Consider the following 14,815-nt stretch of genomic DNA (forward strand, 5'->3'; position numbering starts at 1 on the left):
TTTGGTTTCGGCGTCCAGGCAAAGCCAGGGTACGGCTTGTCGCAATTCGATAGAGGCAGGCCTGTGTTGGCCACGGCTTCAGGAGTAAAGACCGTGGTCGGATGCTGCCGCTCTGTCTTATGGGGACGCCATGGCCAAGCCACTGCCCCGACCCCTTCAGATCATAGCCGTCGAGCGAACCTGCCTCACGCTGCGTTCGGGAAACCGCAGCCGGGTCGAACCCTGGCGTGCAATCAGCCTAGTGCTGCTGGCGCAGGTCGAGTGGGGCGAAGGCACAGCGCTTGCAGCGGCCATCACCTTCGATACTGGCGCAAAGACCCAAACCGCCGTCCTTACCGAGGTTCATCCTGAATGGACGGTCTTCATGGTCACCGCGCAGTCGACCTTGCCCGGCTTCGTGCGCCGGCAGGATTGGGAGCGCCGTATCGCCAAAGCATCGCACGGCGTCGTCGTCTATGAGCGCGACGCCTATCCGTCCCTCTCGCTGAACTAAGGGGCCGCGTCAGCGCTGCAACCGTTCGCTCTGAAGGTTCTCCTCGCCTTGCGGCCTTTTAGGCATCGTCATGATGGCTGTTTCCCCGCAGGAACGCGGGAGGGCCGGATTCGTTATGCGACGATACGGTAGCGCAACAGCCTCGCGCTCCCAAAAACAGGCAGGAGGAACCATCATGCCGCGCCAGGCCAGCCCGACCAAGCAGCGAGAAGCGAAAGCCGCGTCTGTCGCGCGCGCCAAATCGATTGCCCCCGATGTCCCGGCCCGGATCGGGTCGACACCAGCGACCAAATTTCGCGGCAATCCGGCTATCTTCGGTCGGCTGGTCGAGGACCATGACAAGCATCGCGCCCTGCTCGCCATGATCGATGCAACCGGGCCGAAAGACCCCGAACGCAAGACGCTGTTCGAGGAATTCGTTCGCGACGTGCATGGCCATGCGGCGGCTGAGGAGCAGGCGCTCTGGTCGACCGTCATGCGCAATCCCGATACGACGGAATTCGCGCGGCATGCGGTCGGCGATCATCACAAGCTCGACAAGCTGATGGCGGATGCAGCCGCGCGCGACATGACTGCGCCAGGTTGGCTACGCCATTTCGCGGCGCTCAAGGAGGAATATCTCGACCACATCCTCGAGGAAGAAACCGAGCAGTTCGTGGAAGCGGAGAAAGTGCTGACCCCCAAGGATCAGACTTATATGCGCCAAGTGTTCAATCGTCGCAAAAAGGCGGAAAAAGCCTCGGCCGAGATCGAGAAGAAAATCGCGCTGTCGCCGATCGCCTGAAGCCCAAGGGCCTTCGCAGGGCCTGGGTGCACCTGATCAAATAACGACGGCCTGGGCCGGCGTCAGCGCGGCAACCTTTGCTTCGACTTCGGCATAGAGCTCGGCTTCGATCCCTTGCGTATCGATTTCGACGATCAGCGCGAAACGGACCTCCGGCAAGCCGCCCTGCAGGAGGGCCTTTGATTTCCACCAGCCCGCAACGGGATGCACGGCGAGGAGATTGCGGCGGGCGAGGTCGGACGCCCTGCACGTGAGCTGGTCGATATGAAGTGAACCGACGTCGCGGCGGTCGCTGCCATAGTCCCAGAGATCATCCTCCTCGATCTGCGGTCCGGCAGGCTCCGCCGCCTTGCTGATCCGTGCCAAAAACTGGCCTGCATTCTCGCCTGCACGGTTCAACTTGAAACGCAGATTATGGGAGGCATAGCGATAACGCGATCCCCGCGAAGCCTCGGAGGGATTGGGCGCGATGAACGAGCTGAGCGCCACGCGTAGCGTGATGGGCGTATTGCCGAGCTTACGCAGAGCCTCGACCGGCCAGGGGAGGGTAAAGAGCCGCATCTCCTTGTGTACGTCGCCGCCGGTCTTTTCCGACAACCCATAGGGCGTGATCACGTCCTGAACGACAAGGCTCAGCGCATTTGCGGCGCTGCGCCGGGCGCGCGCCAGGTCTGGAACGCCATAGCCGTAGCGACGAAACAGCCGGGCATAGTCTCCTTTGCTGGGATTGGCCGGAAGATGCGAGCGCATCTGAGGGGTCCATCGCGCCGAGGCGACATAGAGGCCCCTGATCGTTTCCGGCCAGAGCTGCGGATAGTCAGACCATAATTCGGTGACCTGACCGGCCGCGATTGCTGTCGCGGCGCTCGTATCATAGGTGAAGCTGAAGGATCGTTGCGGATAACCATGATGCGTCGTCAGCAGCGAAAGCCAGCCATGCCGCATCGGCGGCGGCGCATGACCGACGGCCCAGTTGCCTCCTTCGAGCACCACATCGGGCTTGAGCGGCCAGGTCGATGACCATGACGCCGTGCGGGAGCTCGGCGAAAGGTCGCCCGGCGGCGCGACGATGACGAGGCCTTCCCCGGGCGGCACCATCGTCTTTTCAGTATAGGCACCGACACAGACCGCATTCCAGGCCTGGGACGGCGATTCCAGTTCATTGTCGCCGTGGTCGCAGACATCGAGATAAGGCCCCGCGCCGAACGCGAAATTATCCGTGTTGCCCGCGGACACGAGGACAAGCCGCCTGTTGGGCTGCGCTCCCGAAACGCCTGCAGCGAGTTGATCCACCTCACTGGACCAGGACGTGGGCGCGCCGTCGTGCGGACTGTCCTCGTCCGTGGTCGCCGCCATGGTGAAGGTGCGGCGACGCGGCGTGAGCTCGACGGCATCGATTGCCCTTCGCGTGACAGCGCCCAGGAGATGGTGCGGATTGACGCCGGCATCGGGCAGCAGCTTCACGGATTCCAGGCGATGAGCGACCGTCACGGGCTGCATCGTCTGAAGAACATTCGTCAGATCGCCGTACAGCGCCAGGCCGGCCAGCTGGGTGCCGTGGCCCTTCACATCGTCAAGGCCCCAAGCGGGATCGGCCGCATGGCGATCCTCGGCGGCAAGCACCGGAGCGATCAGAGGATGAGCGCGGCTCACCCCGGTATCGAGAAGCGTCACATAGCCGCCGTCCGGAAGACCCGCAAAGGTTGTTCTCTCGCCCAGCTCGGCAACCCAGGCCGCCTGTTCCTGGACGTCCATCGCGTCGAAGAAATCGGCAGTCACGACCGGCTCGGCGAGAGCCCGAACCGACCCAAGGCGTCTTACCGCAAGCGCGATATTGTTCCGCGGCGCCCGGGCAATGACAACGACGTCCTCGGGAAAGACAAGCCGGTCACCGCCGATTTCGACTTGATAGTCGGCGGCTTTCGCGATGAAGGCATCCGCCTCCCCTGGCTCGAGCCAGAGCTCCCAGGCGATCACGCCATCAGCCTCGGGGAAGCGCTCCTGGGGACCCCTCCACAACGCCCTGAGGCCCGCCTCGGTGATCGCGGCAAGGCTCTGGACGAGGTCGGCGTTCCTGGGGCGGCCCGGGATGATCTCGCCATCCTTCTCCCTGGCGGGCATGTCCTCCTTTTCGAACTGTTCGACCTTCTTGCGAAGATTTTCGACGCCTCTTGCTGTCGCGAAGAGCGTGGCGGATTCGGTTGCGATGCCTTCGTGGGTTTCAGAATTGCAGCGGAGCAACGCCACGCCGCTCGCGTTGAGACTGTCTTTTTTCAGCTTTTCGTTCGGGCGGCTCTGCACCTCGAGATAGAGGCCAGGCAGATGCTCTGCTGCCATGCCGGGAAGTGCGTCGATCGCCTTCAGGAGGGCCTGGGCATGGCCTGCCCGGTCGAGAACGTCACTCGGCGACTTTCCGCCGCCTCCGCTTTTGGCCTGAAAGGGATGGGGCTTTCCCAGATCCTTCAACAGAAAATGACGTCGATCCCGTGGCATGCCCGCCTCTTCCTAGCCCCTGTAGCGAGCGACGGCGCTCCAGCGAATTGAGCAGATCCTGTGTCGTGATGGCCAGCCTGTCCCCAAGCACCGCGCGGCGGGCGGCATCTTCCGCGGCCGCCACGACGTCGGCCGTCGAGAGCCCCGCCGCACCATCGGTCACTTTCGTCCAGGACAGTCTGGAAATGGAAAATCCGATGAGACGCCGCTCGACCGCTTCCCGGATCGCCGCGGCATCGGGCAGTTCATAGGACAGGACGAGATCGAAACGCCGCAGCACGGCCCGATCGAGAATTTCGGCGAGGTTCGTCGTCGCCACGACAATCGACGGGCCGGTGTCCTCGTCGAGGAACTGCAGGAAGGAATTGAGGACGCGGCGCGCTTCGCCCACATCGTTGCCATCGCCGCGCGCCGCTGCAAGCGCATCGATCTCGTCGAACAGGTAGACGCCCCGCGTGGTCTTGATCGCGTCGAAAACGAGTTTCAGTTTCTGCGCAGTCTCGCCCATATATTTGGTGATGAGCCCGTGCAGCAGGACGGAGAAAAGCGGGAACTGAAGCTCTCCGGCAAGGCTGTGGGCGCTCAGGGTCTTGCCTGTCCCCGGAGGACCCGAGAGCAACAGGCGGCGCCTGGGCTTCAGGCCTTTTTCCTCGAGTTTCTCCCGCATTCGGGTCTCGACGACGATATGGGCCAGTTCCTCGGCAATCGGCGAGGGGAGGATGACGCTACCCAGGCGCTCGGCCGGATAGGAGGCCAGCAGGAATTCCGCGAGGTCACCGCGCGGCGCAGCGATCGCCGTCGGACGGCTGGCACCGACGACACTGGTTGGCGGTGATTGTCCCGCATGGGCCCATTGGCGAAGCTGTTCGGCAAGCCGCTTATGGCCTTTTTGCTCTTCGGCCGATGAAAGCTGCATGGCGAGGTCGAAGAAGCGCTCGGAATCGCCTTCCGCGTGGCTCTTCACGAGACCAATGAGTTGCTGCGCCGATGCCATCTTCCCCATGTATCGTGGTTTAAGCCGCGATACACCCCCCGTTTGCCGCGGGGATAACCGGAACCTCGCCTGAAGACCATCGAAAATGCTGGAGAGGGGCAGGATGGATCGGATCATACCGTGTCGCCATGCCCTGCTCATTCCAGGCTCTCTGCGTCTTCCATGACGGAACATAGGAAAAGCCCGGTCATTCTCCCGATGAAATGACGGGAGACTGGCAATGGGAAAAGTATTCTGCTTTGGCTGATTGGCGTTCCGATTCCGATCATTCTGCTCCTCTGGCTGTTCTTTCACTGATCGTCTCAGCCAGCGACAAGCTTGTCGACCTTCGCAAGAAAGAAGCGCTCGCTCCACAGGTCCAACGATTTGATTTCCGCTGGCTTGAGAAACCGACGCACATCGTCGGCTGCGGCTCCCCAGTCGATGCGTGAGATCGGGCTTTTCAGCGCGTCTCTGAGCCATGGCATGTCCGCAGTAACTGTTCCGTCGCCAGCCCATGGACCAGCCTGAAGCAGCGCGTTCCTCAGCAATGCGAGATTGGGGGTGACGCCCTTGGCCACATACCAGGAGAAGTCATACCAGTCTCGGCCCTTGAGGAAGCCGCGGCACAGAAGCGCGTGGATCTTGAGCGCGAAGTTGGAGGACAGATCCTGGTGGCGAACCTCATGGTCAGCAGGAAAATCGAGATAGGTGGCTGCCTCTCCGGAACCTGCCGGCGGATTGACGTCGATCTCCAGCTTGATCCGGATCGTCCTGGGCCGCCCCGAGCCCGCAAAAGACAGGTCGAGTTGGCTGGCGAGAGAATCGTCCTTGATGAGCGCCTGGCGGATGGCCTGTTCCATCCTGGCCCGTGGTTGCGCCTCGAGCTTCAGGCCGAACTGCGCGAAGACCGCGACGAGGGTCTTGAGATAGGGCGACCAGTCGAAACCGCAATCGGGCGCACGCAAGAGAAAATCGAGATCCTCCGAAAATCGTGGCAAACCATGCAGGATCCGGAGCGAGGTGCCGCCCTGAAAAAGCGCCAGGTCGAAGAAGTCGGCGCGCCACAGGGCATATAACGCAATCTCTTGCAGGATCTCCTTGACTGCATTCTCCTCCTCGAGCGCGTTGGCGGCTCCATATTGCCGCAGCTTTTGTTTGATGATGTCGATCATGGCACGTCCTTGCCGGCTGCGGTGGTTTTCGCTTTCAGGACACAGTTTTCCAACTCGAGCAGAAACAGTCTTACGGCCTTGTGCTTGTAAACGGGGCGGAGCTTGGCGAAATCATGGCGCCTGAGGCCTAGAAGCAGGTCCTGATCGATCCTCATGCCGGAGGTCAGCCAGTCCAATCCGGACCAGGGTTCTTTTCTGAGTGCGACGAGGTCCATGAGCGCGCGGAGAGGCTGGGCGACAAACGCCGTCATTGCGCCCAGCTTTACGCGATCCACGCCCTCCAGGAAACGATACTTCTCGATGGCGAGAGGATGGAAGCTGAATTGACCAAAATCGCTGGTCTCATAGGTAAGGCTCTTGCGACCCGGTGATACGCTTGCCGTCAGGAAGACGGCCTCGGGAATCCAGCCATGATAGGCAAGCGCGCTTTCAAACGACACATAGCTCCCGGACACCAATCCCTGAGCGATGGCAAAGGGATGGGTGGAGCCGCTTCGATAGTTTTTCCCAAGCAGATAGGCGCCGCGCTTCAACCGGACGAGTGATCCATCTTTCAATCCGCGATTTACGAGGCCGTATCGGCGTGCGGCGCTTCCGCCCAGCAACCCATCCAATTGGCGTTCGCTCAGAATATGGTCAGAAAGCCCAGCGGCCGAAACGATCTGCGCGAGAGAAGGCATAAATTCTCAATACTTCCAAAATCTGCAAGTTTCCAGAATTTTTTGATAAAGGCCTGAACTGGGTCAGTGCCGCATGCGTTGTGTCCATTGAGACGGTGTGACGCCAACCGAGCGCTGGAAGGCCGAGGCAAATTTGGGCGGGTCCGCAGGATCGAAACACGCGGAACGGAGGCGGGCGCGGTCGTCACCATCGATGGCGACCGGAGACACTTCCCGGCGCTCATCGACGCGACCGGGGAGCGGCCCCTGGCGGCCGAGAAGTTTCGTGGTTGCGACCACGATGAAGGAGCAAAAGGAGCGCGCGTTTGGAAGCATTTCAGACTGGAAGGATGCGCGCCGCGACGACATTTACGAGGCGGAAAAGGCCTTTGCGCTGGATGGGCCTTTGGACGACGGGCTGCATATCCGCCTGACACCGGAGCACCTCAGGGTCAGCCCCTTTCATCGCCTTTACACGCCGCTGAAATAGGCAAATCCGAAATGAAAAACGCCGCCCGGTGAGGGGCGGCGCTTTGCTTGGGAGCGGATGAAAGTTTACTCCGCGCCGCTGCCGACCGGCGTGGTCTTCGGCGCCTTGCCGTCCTCGATCCGCCCTTCGTTGCGCAGGTCGCGACCCTCCTGGGCCTTCTTCTGCGCCTCGGGGGTCTTGCCGTGCTCGTTCAGCTCTTCCTTGACGTATCCGGCGGCTTCCTTGGCCTTTCCTTCGATGCTCATGTCGCTCTCCGTATGAGATTGTATTCCGTTCTATAGAACACTTCGGACGAATGCTCGTTCCCGAGCAGAGGCTGTTGGCGGTCGCATATATTGGCTTCGACAAAACCGCAGCTTTTCGAGCACATCCTGTGCTCTGCTCTGGTAGAAGCAGGGTGGAACGGATAAATTGTAGTAAATGTGAATAGTTATGCGCCCGAAGGGGTGCCGCTATCCTGATCACTCGGCAGATCGATTGGCGTTGCAGCGCAGATCGTTCGCAGCGCTTGCTTCAACCCCTCCTCTATCGTGGGATGATAGAATGGCATGGCCAAAAGCTGCGTCGCAGTTTGCCCACTTTGGATCGCCCATGCCAGCATATGCGCCAGATGCTCGCCAGCTGGGGCAATGAGATCGGCACCGATCAAGCGACCATTGGGCGCTGCTGCATACAGTGTGAGTGCACCTCGGTTTACGCCGTCGACACGGGCTCGTCCCTGATCGCCAAATTCAGCGGTGCCGGTGATGGCACCGTCCTCCTCTGCCTCGCCGATCGTCGCCAGTGCGGGCTCCGTGAACGTGATGCTGAACGCGGTATTGCGCGAGACCGGAATTGGCGCGGGAAACGCTGCGGCGTTGCGGCCGGCAATGGCGCCGTCATGTGATGCCTCGTGGAGAAGGGGCAAGTCTGCTGCCACGTCCCCTGCAAGGAAAACTGCCGTCTCGCCGCAGCGCATGGTCTTTCTATCATGGATCGGGATGCCATGATCATCGAGGTCAAGGCCGGCTTTCTCGAGATCGAGACCACCGAGCATGGGCTTGCGGCCGACCGCGACGAGCACCTTGTCGAAGACGGCTTCCCCTTCACTTTTCCCACGCCAAAGTAATTTCGCGCCTTCCCGCGTCTGGTGCGGGCTGACATCGACGCCGAGATGCAGGTCGAGGCTCTCCTCCAGGAACTCGCGAAGGCGCGAATGCACCTTCGGGCAGCGGAGCTTGGCCATCCGCTCACCCTTGTCGAACAAGGCGACCTTGACCCCGAGGTGAGCGAAGGCCTGCGCCAGCTCGAGACCGATTGCCCCCGATCCAACGACCGCCAGCCTCTTGGGCAGATCCTCCAATTCGAACACACGGTCGCTGGTCAGCGCCGCATCGCCGAGAGCGGCGAAAGGGTCGGGCAGGATCGGAACGGAACCAGTTGCGATGATGATCGCTCGGGCTTCGATGCGTCGGCCGTCGTCGAGCTTGAGGATGTTCGGTCCATCAAACCGGGCGCGAGCGCGCAGCAGGACTTGCTTAGGAATATCATTGAAGGATTCTCGTGTGAGCGCTGCGAATCTGTCCCGCTCCGCCCGCACCCTCTGCATCACTGCCGAACCGTCGATCCGCATGCCGTCCACTTCGATGCCGAACAGGCCTGCGCGGCGTATGCGGACGACTTCTCGTGCAGCGGCGATCACCAGTTTGGAAGGCATGCAGCCCACGGTCGCGCAGGTCGTGCCGTTGAACTCGGGGTCTATCAGCAACGTCGATGCGCCGTTCTTTCGGGCTGCCCGCTCAGCGGCGATGCCGGCGGTGCCGGCACCGATCACCGCGACGTCACATTGGAGGGTCTGCGACATCCAGTTCAGCCGATCTTGATCGACTTGACGTTCACGAACTCCTTCAGTCCTTCTGGACCATGTTCGCGGCCGTAGCCGGACGTTTTGACGCCTCCGAATGGCAAATCTGGCGATGCCACGTCGAAGGTGTTGATGAAGATCATGCCGGTGTCGAAATACTTCGCAGCCAGTTCGCGCGCGCGGTCGACGTCTCGGCTGAATATACCGCCGCCGAGGCCGTAGCGGCTGTCATTGGCGATGCGCATCGCATCCTCGTCATCCTTCGCCCGAATGATAGAAGCGGCCGGTCCGAACAGCTCGTCGTCATAGGCAGGCTGCCCGGGGGCCACGTCGACAAGGACAGTCGCGGGATAGAACCACCCGGTGCGGTCTGGAACCTCGCCGCCGACTAGCACGCGTGCGCCCTTGGCGACGCTTTCTTCCACCTGCTTGTGGAGCTGATCCCTCTGGGCTTCGCTCACGAGGGGGCCGAGCTTCTTGGCGTCGTCGGTGGGATCTCCCATTTCGATGGCGCGGAACTTGTCGACATAGCCTTCGACAAAGGCGTCGTGGTTCTTCTCGGTGACGATGAAGCGCTTGGCGTTCACGCACGTCTGGCCATTGTTGTAGATGCGGCCTGCGACGCAGGTCTCAATCGCAAGATCGAGGTCGGCATCGTCGAGAATGAGGTAGGCATCATTCGAGCCGAGTTCGAGCACGGTCTTCTTGACCAGTTCACCCGCCTTGGCGGCCACGGCGCGGCCCGCCCGATCGCTACCCGTCAGAGTTATCCCACGCACGAGATCATTCTCGATGATCTTGTCCGATTGCTCATGCGAGATGATCAGGACGCCGAACAGGCCCTTGGGAAGCCCAGCGCGTTCGTAGAGATCGCGGAGGAACAGGCCGCTGCCCGTGCAACTCTCAGCATGCTTTAGCAGGACTCCGTAGCCGGCCATCAGACTGGCGATGGAATATCGCACCGCTTGATAAGCCGGGAAATTCCACGGTTGAATGCCGTAGATCACGCCGATCGGCGCATGGACGACATAGGCGGTGGCGCCCTCTGCTGAGCGTTCCTCGTCGGCCAGCACCTTGGGACCATGTTCGGCCGTATAGTCACAGATCGCCGCCACGAGATCGACCTCGCTGCGGCTGTCGCTGATGAGTTTTCCCACCTCTCGCGTCATCAACTACGCAAATTCCTCCTTGGAAGCCCGGAGAGCCTGGCCAATCGCGCCCATGACCTCGGCGCGGTCGTCGAGACTGCGAAGGCGCCACTCCAGAAACGCCTCGTGGCTCGCCTTCACGGTTGCCGCAGCCTCCTCGTCTGACATGAGCGGGTAAGTAGCGATCACTTCCTCGGAGAGAGGATTGATCGTGCGGACAGTCTTATCGCTCATAGGGTCGAATTTCCTGATTGATGGACGGCGCGGTGACGTCAGCCGTGGCGCGATCGGTGATGGTCCAGAGTGTCTCGAACGTCGGATAGAGCTTGGGTGATCTCGTCACGCCAACCACCGGGAGGCAGTTCGCGTACGGCGGAGTGAGCGGCGCAGACGATCGGTGTGTCCGCCCAACTTTCCGCGAGCCCACTGGCCCATTCGGCGAAGTCGTCGGCGGCCCCAGGGCGTGCCTGCAACGCCTTCTCCAACTTGGGATGAAATCGCATGCGAGATTGGGGCAGTATGTGGCCAAGGACACCGGGTGCCGCCAGCACCATGAGCGTGTCGTCGACGTGCACGATGCGACTTTTCCGATGGCGCACTAGGACGGATGCTGCATGGACGCTGTCGTCATCGGCGACCAGATCGAGACCTGCCGGGATCTCGAATTCCAACTCTTCGAAAGCTGCCTGCGTGGCGCGCGCTTCGATGATAGTTCTTTCCCACGGCAATTCTGGCGCCTGCTCGCGGTGTCGCTGCGTCCCGAACAGACGCGCTTTCGGTGCCAACTTATGGGCGGCTTGGCAGTGCAGCGTGTGGAAGGGATGGACATTGATGATTGCGTCGATCGCGTCGCCATTATCGGTCAATGCAAGAAGGCCGTCGCGATCCTCGCCACTGACCTCATAGCTATCTATGAGCAGGAAGCGCCCGGTCGGGCGGCGAATGAGGGACATCTGCGTGCCGACGTCGATCAAGCCTGCAATCCTGAACGTGCCCCGAAAATTCCAGAAGTCGTCAGCTAGTTGCTTCAAGGGCTTTATCTCCGCTCGTTCGTGTCCGACGCGTGTTACAAGCCGTCTATTGGCACAAGTGCGGAAGAAGTTGGTGGTTCCGCTCTCCCGGCCTCGACAGCGAGGAAATCAAGGCAGAAGGGAAGTTTTGACGGACCGATTGCAGTGACGGCGGGACTGCGTTCCACGCGACCCGTCCAGCGCCCTTCAGGTGTAGATTTTCCGGTTCCGACCAAAATGCGTCGTTCGCCGCTCGGGCTCCCAACGGCAGCTTGTTTCAGAACCTGCCGTTTGCTCGTTGCGAACCTTCGTGGCCGCCCAGCAAGGTATTACAATCACTGCGACGCCGGTATGGCTTTTGGTCTGTGCGTCGCGATGGAGGATCCGGTGCAGCTCTCCAAGATCGACCTTCTTCTAGAGGGAGGCATTGGGATCAGCGTGCCGCAGTGCAAGCGCGGCATGGCTGGACAATAGCGCATCGCATAGCGCGCTCAGCAGACAATCCTCCGCTGTATTTCGTGGCTTGGCGAGACCGTCCAGCGGCACTGCACTCCACCATGTCGGCGACGGCGACGCCCCGAGACGGTCGCGCGCACAAGATTATTGCCTCAACTCTGACTGCTACTAGATGACCGGCAAGAAGGGGCCGCCGTCGATTGGTCGTGAATCGGAGATATTTCCCTGCGCTTACAGCAAGGGCTTCACTGCCACGGATGACCGTCACGGCCGCCCGTTGAATGTTCCGGGTAGCAGCACCGTCGACGCGGCGAGCAGCGGCAATGAGATTCTGCTTTTAAAGGACAACGGGAACGACCGGTTCACTTGGATCACTCAGTTCTATGTCACGGTCGTCGACGCGGACGGCAAGCGCACCCATGCCCTCCCAGCACGACAACGATGTTCAGTGCGTCTGGAAAGTCGAGCATGGACTCCCCGTCAGCGATCTCGCCTACCATCTGAAGGGCCATCAAAGATCCCGACCGAAATGGCGATACCCAACTCGGCCAGCACGCTGCGCATGCCCAAAGCCGACCGAGCGTCACAAAGATTTACAATCGTCGCCAACTCCTGTTGCTTGACGAGCCGATAACAGCCTCAGACATCAAGGAGGCGGTTATGCGGCAGGATGAGCGATGCTGGACACGGATCATCCTGCGGCCCGATCCGTCCCCTTGATTGCATACCGCTAGTTCCTGTTTGCGCTGGCCGTTGTTCCTTGCTCCTCCCCCTGGACGGCCAGCGCCGACGCGGTGCGGATCCTCGCCCCCCGGATCCGCACCGCGTCTTCTTGTCCGAAAGGCTTCACCATGAACCATTATCCGATCGCGGTCGCGACCGCATTGCTCGCCAGCGTGTCGACTATCGCCAATGCTGCCCCGGCCATGACGCTCTATCCACAGCAGATTGGCGCGGAAACGGCGCGCTATCAGCATGGCAGCGCGACCATTTCCCTGAAATCACCGACGGCTACCGTCGAAATTCGGCCCCTGCCGGTGGAAGACGGACGCGCCGCCTTTTCCATTGCCATCTTCAACCATGACGGCCGCCCCGCCAATCTGGGGATGGAAAATATCACCGCTGTCGTGAACGGCATTCCAACACCCGTTCCCACCTATGCGCAACTGGCGGAAGCAGCCGAGCGGAAGGCACGTCAGGCGAAGATCGGTACTGCGCTGTTCGCCGGCGTGCTGGCAGGCGTCGCATCCACCGCATCGAACCAGGGCAGCTATTATCGCCATGTCCGTGGCCCGCGCGGCGGCTTCACCCAGGCCATTCACTGGCAGGACGATACGCCCGGCGTGATCGGCGCGACGGCCGCGGTCGCAGGCGGCGCGATGGTAATCGGCGGCATCGACCGAAAGCTCGACTACACGCTGGACCAGTTGGGAACCGAGATTTTACAGACGACCACGATCGACCCCGGCAGCAGCTTTGGTGGCATGGTCATCCTGCCGATCGATCGGGACGCCGGCCATCCGGCAGATATCAGGGTCAATGTCGCCTTTGACGGCAGGGTCTATGCCTTCGGATTTCGCCTGACGCGCTCGGGCATCGGCGTGCCTGCGCCCGTGCCCGCGGCGGCAAGGGCGGACGCGCCCGGCGTCCAGGCATTGCCTGTCGACCTTGCCGGCGAAGGTGGCGGCGAATGACCATGGCGGGAAGCGGCCGGATGCGCGCAGCGGCGATACCGCTGGTCGGCGCCCTGCTGTTGTTGCCAGCGTGCGCCGGCACAGCCGTCCATGACCTCAGCATGGCGCCCGCGCGGTCGCAGCAGATACCCGGCGCCATTGGGGTGCGGGTGACGCTGGCGCCGGACATCCGGTCCGATCCCGATGCGGGCAGGGCCGCACATCGTCTGCTGGCCGAACTCGTCAAGGCCTATCGCAAGGCTGGCCTCCCCGCCTCCGTCACGACGGACGGGCAGCCCTCTCCCGGCGGAGCCACGGTAAGAGTCCAGATCGTCCGGGCCGATCCCGGCAACAGTGCCGAACGGTTACTGATCGGCTTCGGCGCGGGTCGATCAGCCCTGCTCACCAAAGCCTCGTTCGACATCGCCGGACAAGCCGGCCCGGCCATGTCCTTTTCCGCCACCGCCAAGGATGGGCGCAAGCCCGGCCTGATCGTGCCGGGCGCTGTGGCGGCCGCCACCGGCGAATTGTCGCGCCTTGCCATCGGTGGTGGCGTCGGCCTGCTGATGGGAAGCCGCAGCGGGCTGCACAGAGGCGCCAAGCGATCCGCTGCTCTCATCGTCAAGCAAACGCGGCAATTTTACCGCGCGTCCGGCTGGCCCTGGCCATCCGACAAGGGCTGACCCTCCCCCTCTTGCCAGCAAGGTTCCCGCAATGAAGATGCATCCCCCCATCCAGCCGCCGCTTCCCGAAATTCCGCTGGTCGACAATATGTTCGCACCGGAAATATTGGCTGGCGGCCTGACTGGCCTGTCACTGCTCAACGGCATCGTAACGGTCACGCTGGAAAATCCAAGGGCCGACCATGGCCGCCCCGATCCCAGCCTGGAACGTGTCATCGTCGGCCGGATCGGCATGCCGATTCCGACCGCACAGGCGCTGCTTTGCGGCCTTTATCAATTTCTGAGCCAGCATCAGGTCAATCCCCTGGCCGCGGAAACGGAGATGCGCTGCCAATGAGCTATTTCCCGTTACTGCATCTCATCGGACACAAGCGCAGCCACCACATCGCACTGCTCATGCCGCCATGCCGCTATCGATTTTCGATCCGATGGTCGGGCTCCAGTGCGGCACACACCATACAGCGCGTGACCCACATGCCCCGATAAGATGATCTTGCCCCGAAAGGACAGCCCATGGCTGCGACATTTTCCTTCAGCATTCAACAGCAGCTGGTGCTGACCGCCGCCCGTCAGTGGCGTCGGGCGCGGCACCTGCACATCCCTGCCCAGCCGCATCTCTACCGCAAGCTCGCCCGCCATGGCTGCGGACAGCTGGCCCCCGCCTGCGACAGCCTGATGAGGCTATCCGAACTCGTACTGGGGCATCCGTTTCGCTGCGGTACCGGCCTGGCCCTGTCGGAGGATGAATGGCGACTGCTCGACATGATCGAAGGGCGCGAGCGCCAATTGGTCCACGAATGCAGCGTCGCGCTGGCGAGCGCTTTCCGCCATGCCATCAGGTCGCTGCACATCATGATAGACATGGCCTTTAACATCGACAGCGGCGAGCCGGTGAAGCGTGCCGTCGCTTCGACCGGCCTGATCGCCGCCTGATC

15 protein-coding genes and 1 pseudogene are annotated in these 14,815 nt (G+C 61.8%); 8 read left to right on the plus strand and 8 right to left on the minus strand.

All coding sequences use genetic code 11. From position 1 onward, the window contains the following. Positions 1-130: 130 nt before the first annotated feature. A complete protein-coding gene (locus ENE74_RS14930) occupies positions 131-493 on the plus strand; it encodes a hypothetical protein (RefSeq protein WP_127691728.1) in 363 nt (120 codons plus the stop codon). A 175-nt stretch (positions 494-668) separates the two neighbouring features. Further along, positions 669-1,277, plus strand: a complete 609-nt coding sequence (locus ENE74_RS14935) for a hemerythrin domain-containing protein (RefSeq protein ID WP_127691729.1) — start codon at positions 669-671, stop codon at positions 1,275-1,277. Positions 1,278-1,313: 36 nt separating this feature from the next. Here the strand turns inward: ENE74_RS14935 and ENE74_RS14940 are convergent, their stop codons facing one another. The 4 genes from ENE74_RS14940 to ENE74_RS14955 all read right to left on the minus strand — a co-directional run bounded on the left by ENE74_RS14940 (position 1,314) and on the right by ENE74_RS14955 (position 6,598). Continuing rightward, positions 1,314-3,743: a S8 family peptidase gene (locus ENE74_RS14940; RefSeq protein ID WP_206517728.1), complete on the minus strand. Its 2,430-nt coding sequence runs from the start codon at positions 3,741-3,743 to the stop codon at positions 1,314-1,316. Further along, a complete protein-coding gene (locus tag ENE74_RS14945; protein WP_127691730.1) occupies positions 3,676-4,764 on the minus strand; it encodes an AAA family ATPase in 1,089 nt (362 codons plus the stop codon). Before ENE74_RS14945 ends, ENE74_RS14940 begins: the two co-directional genes overlap by 68 nt. A 302-nt stretch (positions 4,765-5,066) precedes the next feature. After that, on the minus strand, positions 5,067-5,918 hold the full coding sequence (locus ENE74_RS14950) for a nucleotidyl transferase AbiEii/AbiGii toxin family protein (RefSeq protein WP_127691731.1): 852 nt from the start codon (positions 5,916-5,918) through the stop codon (positions 5,067-5,069). Then, positions 5,915-6,598 carry a type IV toxin-antitoxin system AbiEi family antitoxin domain-containing protein gene (locus ENE74_RS14955; RefSeq protein ID WP_127691732.1) on the minus strand — a complete coding sequence of 228 codons (684 nt, stop codon included), beginning with the start codon at positions 6,596-6,598 and terminating at the stop codon, positions 5,915-5,917. Before ENE74_RS14955 ends, ENE74_RS14950 begins: the two co-directional genes overlap by 4 nt. 280 nt (positions 6,599-6,878) lie before the next feature. Here ENE74_RS14955 and ENE74_RS14960 point away from each other — a divergent pair, with 280 nt between their 5' ends. Then, on the plus strand, positions 6,879-7,067 hold the full coding sequence (locus ENE74_RS14960; RefSeq protein WP_127691733.1) for a hypothetical protein: 189 nt from the start codon (positions 6,879-6,881) through the stop codon (positions 7,065-7,067). A gap of 65 nt (positions 7,068-7,132) precedes the next feature. Here ENE74_RS14960 and ENE74_RS14965 read toward each other — a convergent pair whose 3' ends face one another. The 4 genes and pseudogenes from ENE74_RS14965 to ENE74_RS14980 form a co-directional block, all read right to left on the minus strand. Then, a complete protein-coding gene (locus tag ENE74_RS14965; protein WP_127691734.1) occupies positions 7,133-7,312 on the minus strand; it encodes a hypothetical protein in 180 nt (59 codons plus the stop codon). 185 nt (positions 7,313-7,497) lie between these two features. Next, positions 7,498-8,910, minus strand: coding sequence for a dihydrolipoyl dehydrogenase (locus ENE74_RS14970; RefSeq protein ID WP_127691735.1), 1,413 nt, complete (start codon positions 8,908-8,910; stop codon positions 7,498-7,500). A gap of 5 nt (positions 8,911-8,915) precedes the next feature. Next, a pseudogene (locus ENE74_RS14975) lies at positions 8,916-10,292 on the minus strand (NAD-dependent succinate-semialdehyde dehydrogenase). A gap of 38 nt (positions 10,293-10,330) precedes the next feature. After that, complete coding sequence (locus ENE74_RS14980; protein WP_127691736.1) at positions 10,331-11,089, minus strand: hypothetical protein; 759 nt, start codon at positions 11,087-11,089, stop codon at positions 10,331-10,333. A 607-nt stretch (positions 11,090-11,696) separates the two neighbouring features. Between ENE74_RS14980 and ENE74_RS18300 the strand changes: the two genes are divergently transcribed. From ENE74_RS18300 to ENE74_RS15000, 5 genes are all read left to right on the plus strand, one after another. Then, on the plus strand, positions 11,697-12,158 hold the full coding sequence (locus tag ENE74_RS18300) for a hypothetical protein (protein ID WP_164847498.1): 462 nt from the start codon (positions 11,697-11,699) through the stop codon (positions 12,156-12,158). A 217-nt stretch (positions 12,159-12,375) separates the two neighbouring features. Beyond that, a complete protein-coding gene (locus ENE74_RS14985) occupies positions 12,376-13,218 on the plus strand; it encodes a hypothetical protein (protein WP_120253629.1) in 843 nt (280 codons plus the stop codon). Then, the gene (locus tag ENE74_RS14990) at positions 13,215-13,880 is read left to right on the plus strand and encodes a DUF4410 domain-containing protein (RefSeq protein WP_080727357.1); all 666 of its coding nucleotides are present in this window, start codon (positions 13,215-13,217) and stop codon (positions 13,878-13,880) included. Before ENE74_RS14985 ends, ENE74_RS14990 begins: the two co-directional genes overlap by 4 nt. 31 nt (positions 13,881-13,911) lie before the next feature. Continuing rightward, positions 13,912-14,217 carry a hypothetical protein gene (locus ENE74_RS14995; protein WP_051887045.1) on the plus strand — a complete coding sequence of 102 codons (306 nt, stop codon included), beginning with the start codon at positions 13,912-13,914 and terminating at the stop codon, positions 14,215-14,217. A gap of 176 nt (positions 14,218-14,393) precedes the next feature. Further along, on the plus strand, positions 14,394-14,813 hold the full coding sequence (locus tag ENE74_RS15000) for a hypothetical protein (protein WP_120253630.1): 420 nt from the start codon (positions 14,394-14,396) through the stop codon (positions 14,811-14,813). Positions 14,814-14,815: the final 2 nt, after the last annotated feature.

The organism is Sphingobium algorifonticola (assembly GCF_004005485.1).
Classification (GTDB): domain Bacteria; phylum Pseudomonadota; class Alphaproteobacteria; order Sphingomonadales; family Sphingomonadaceae; genus Sphingobium; species Sphingobium algorifonticola.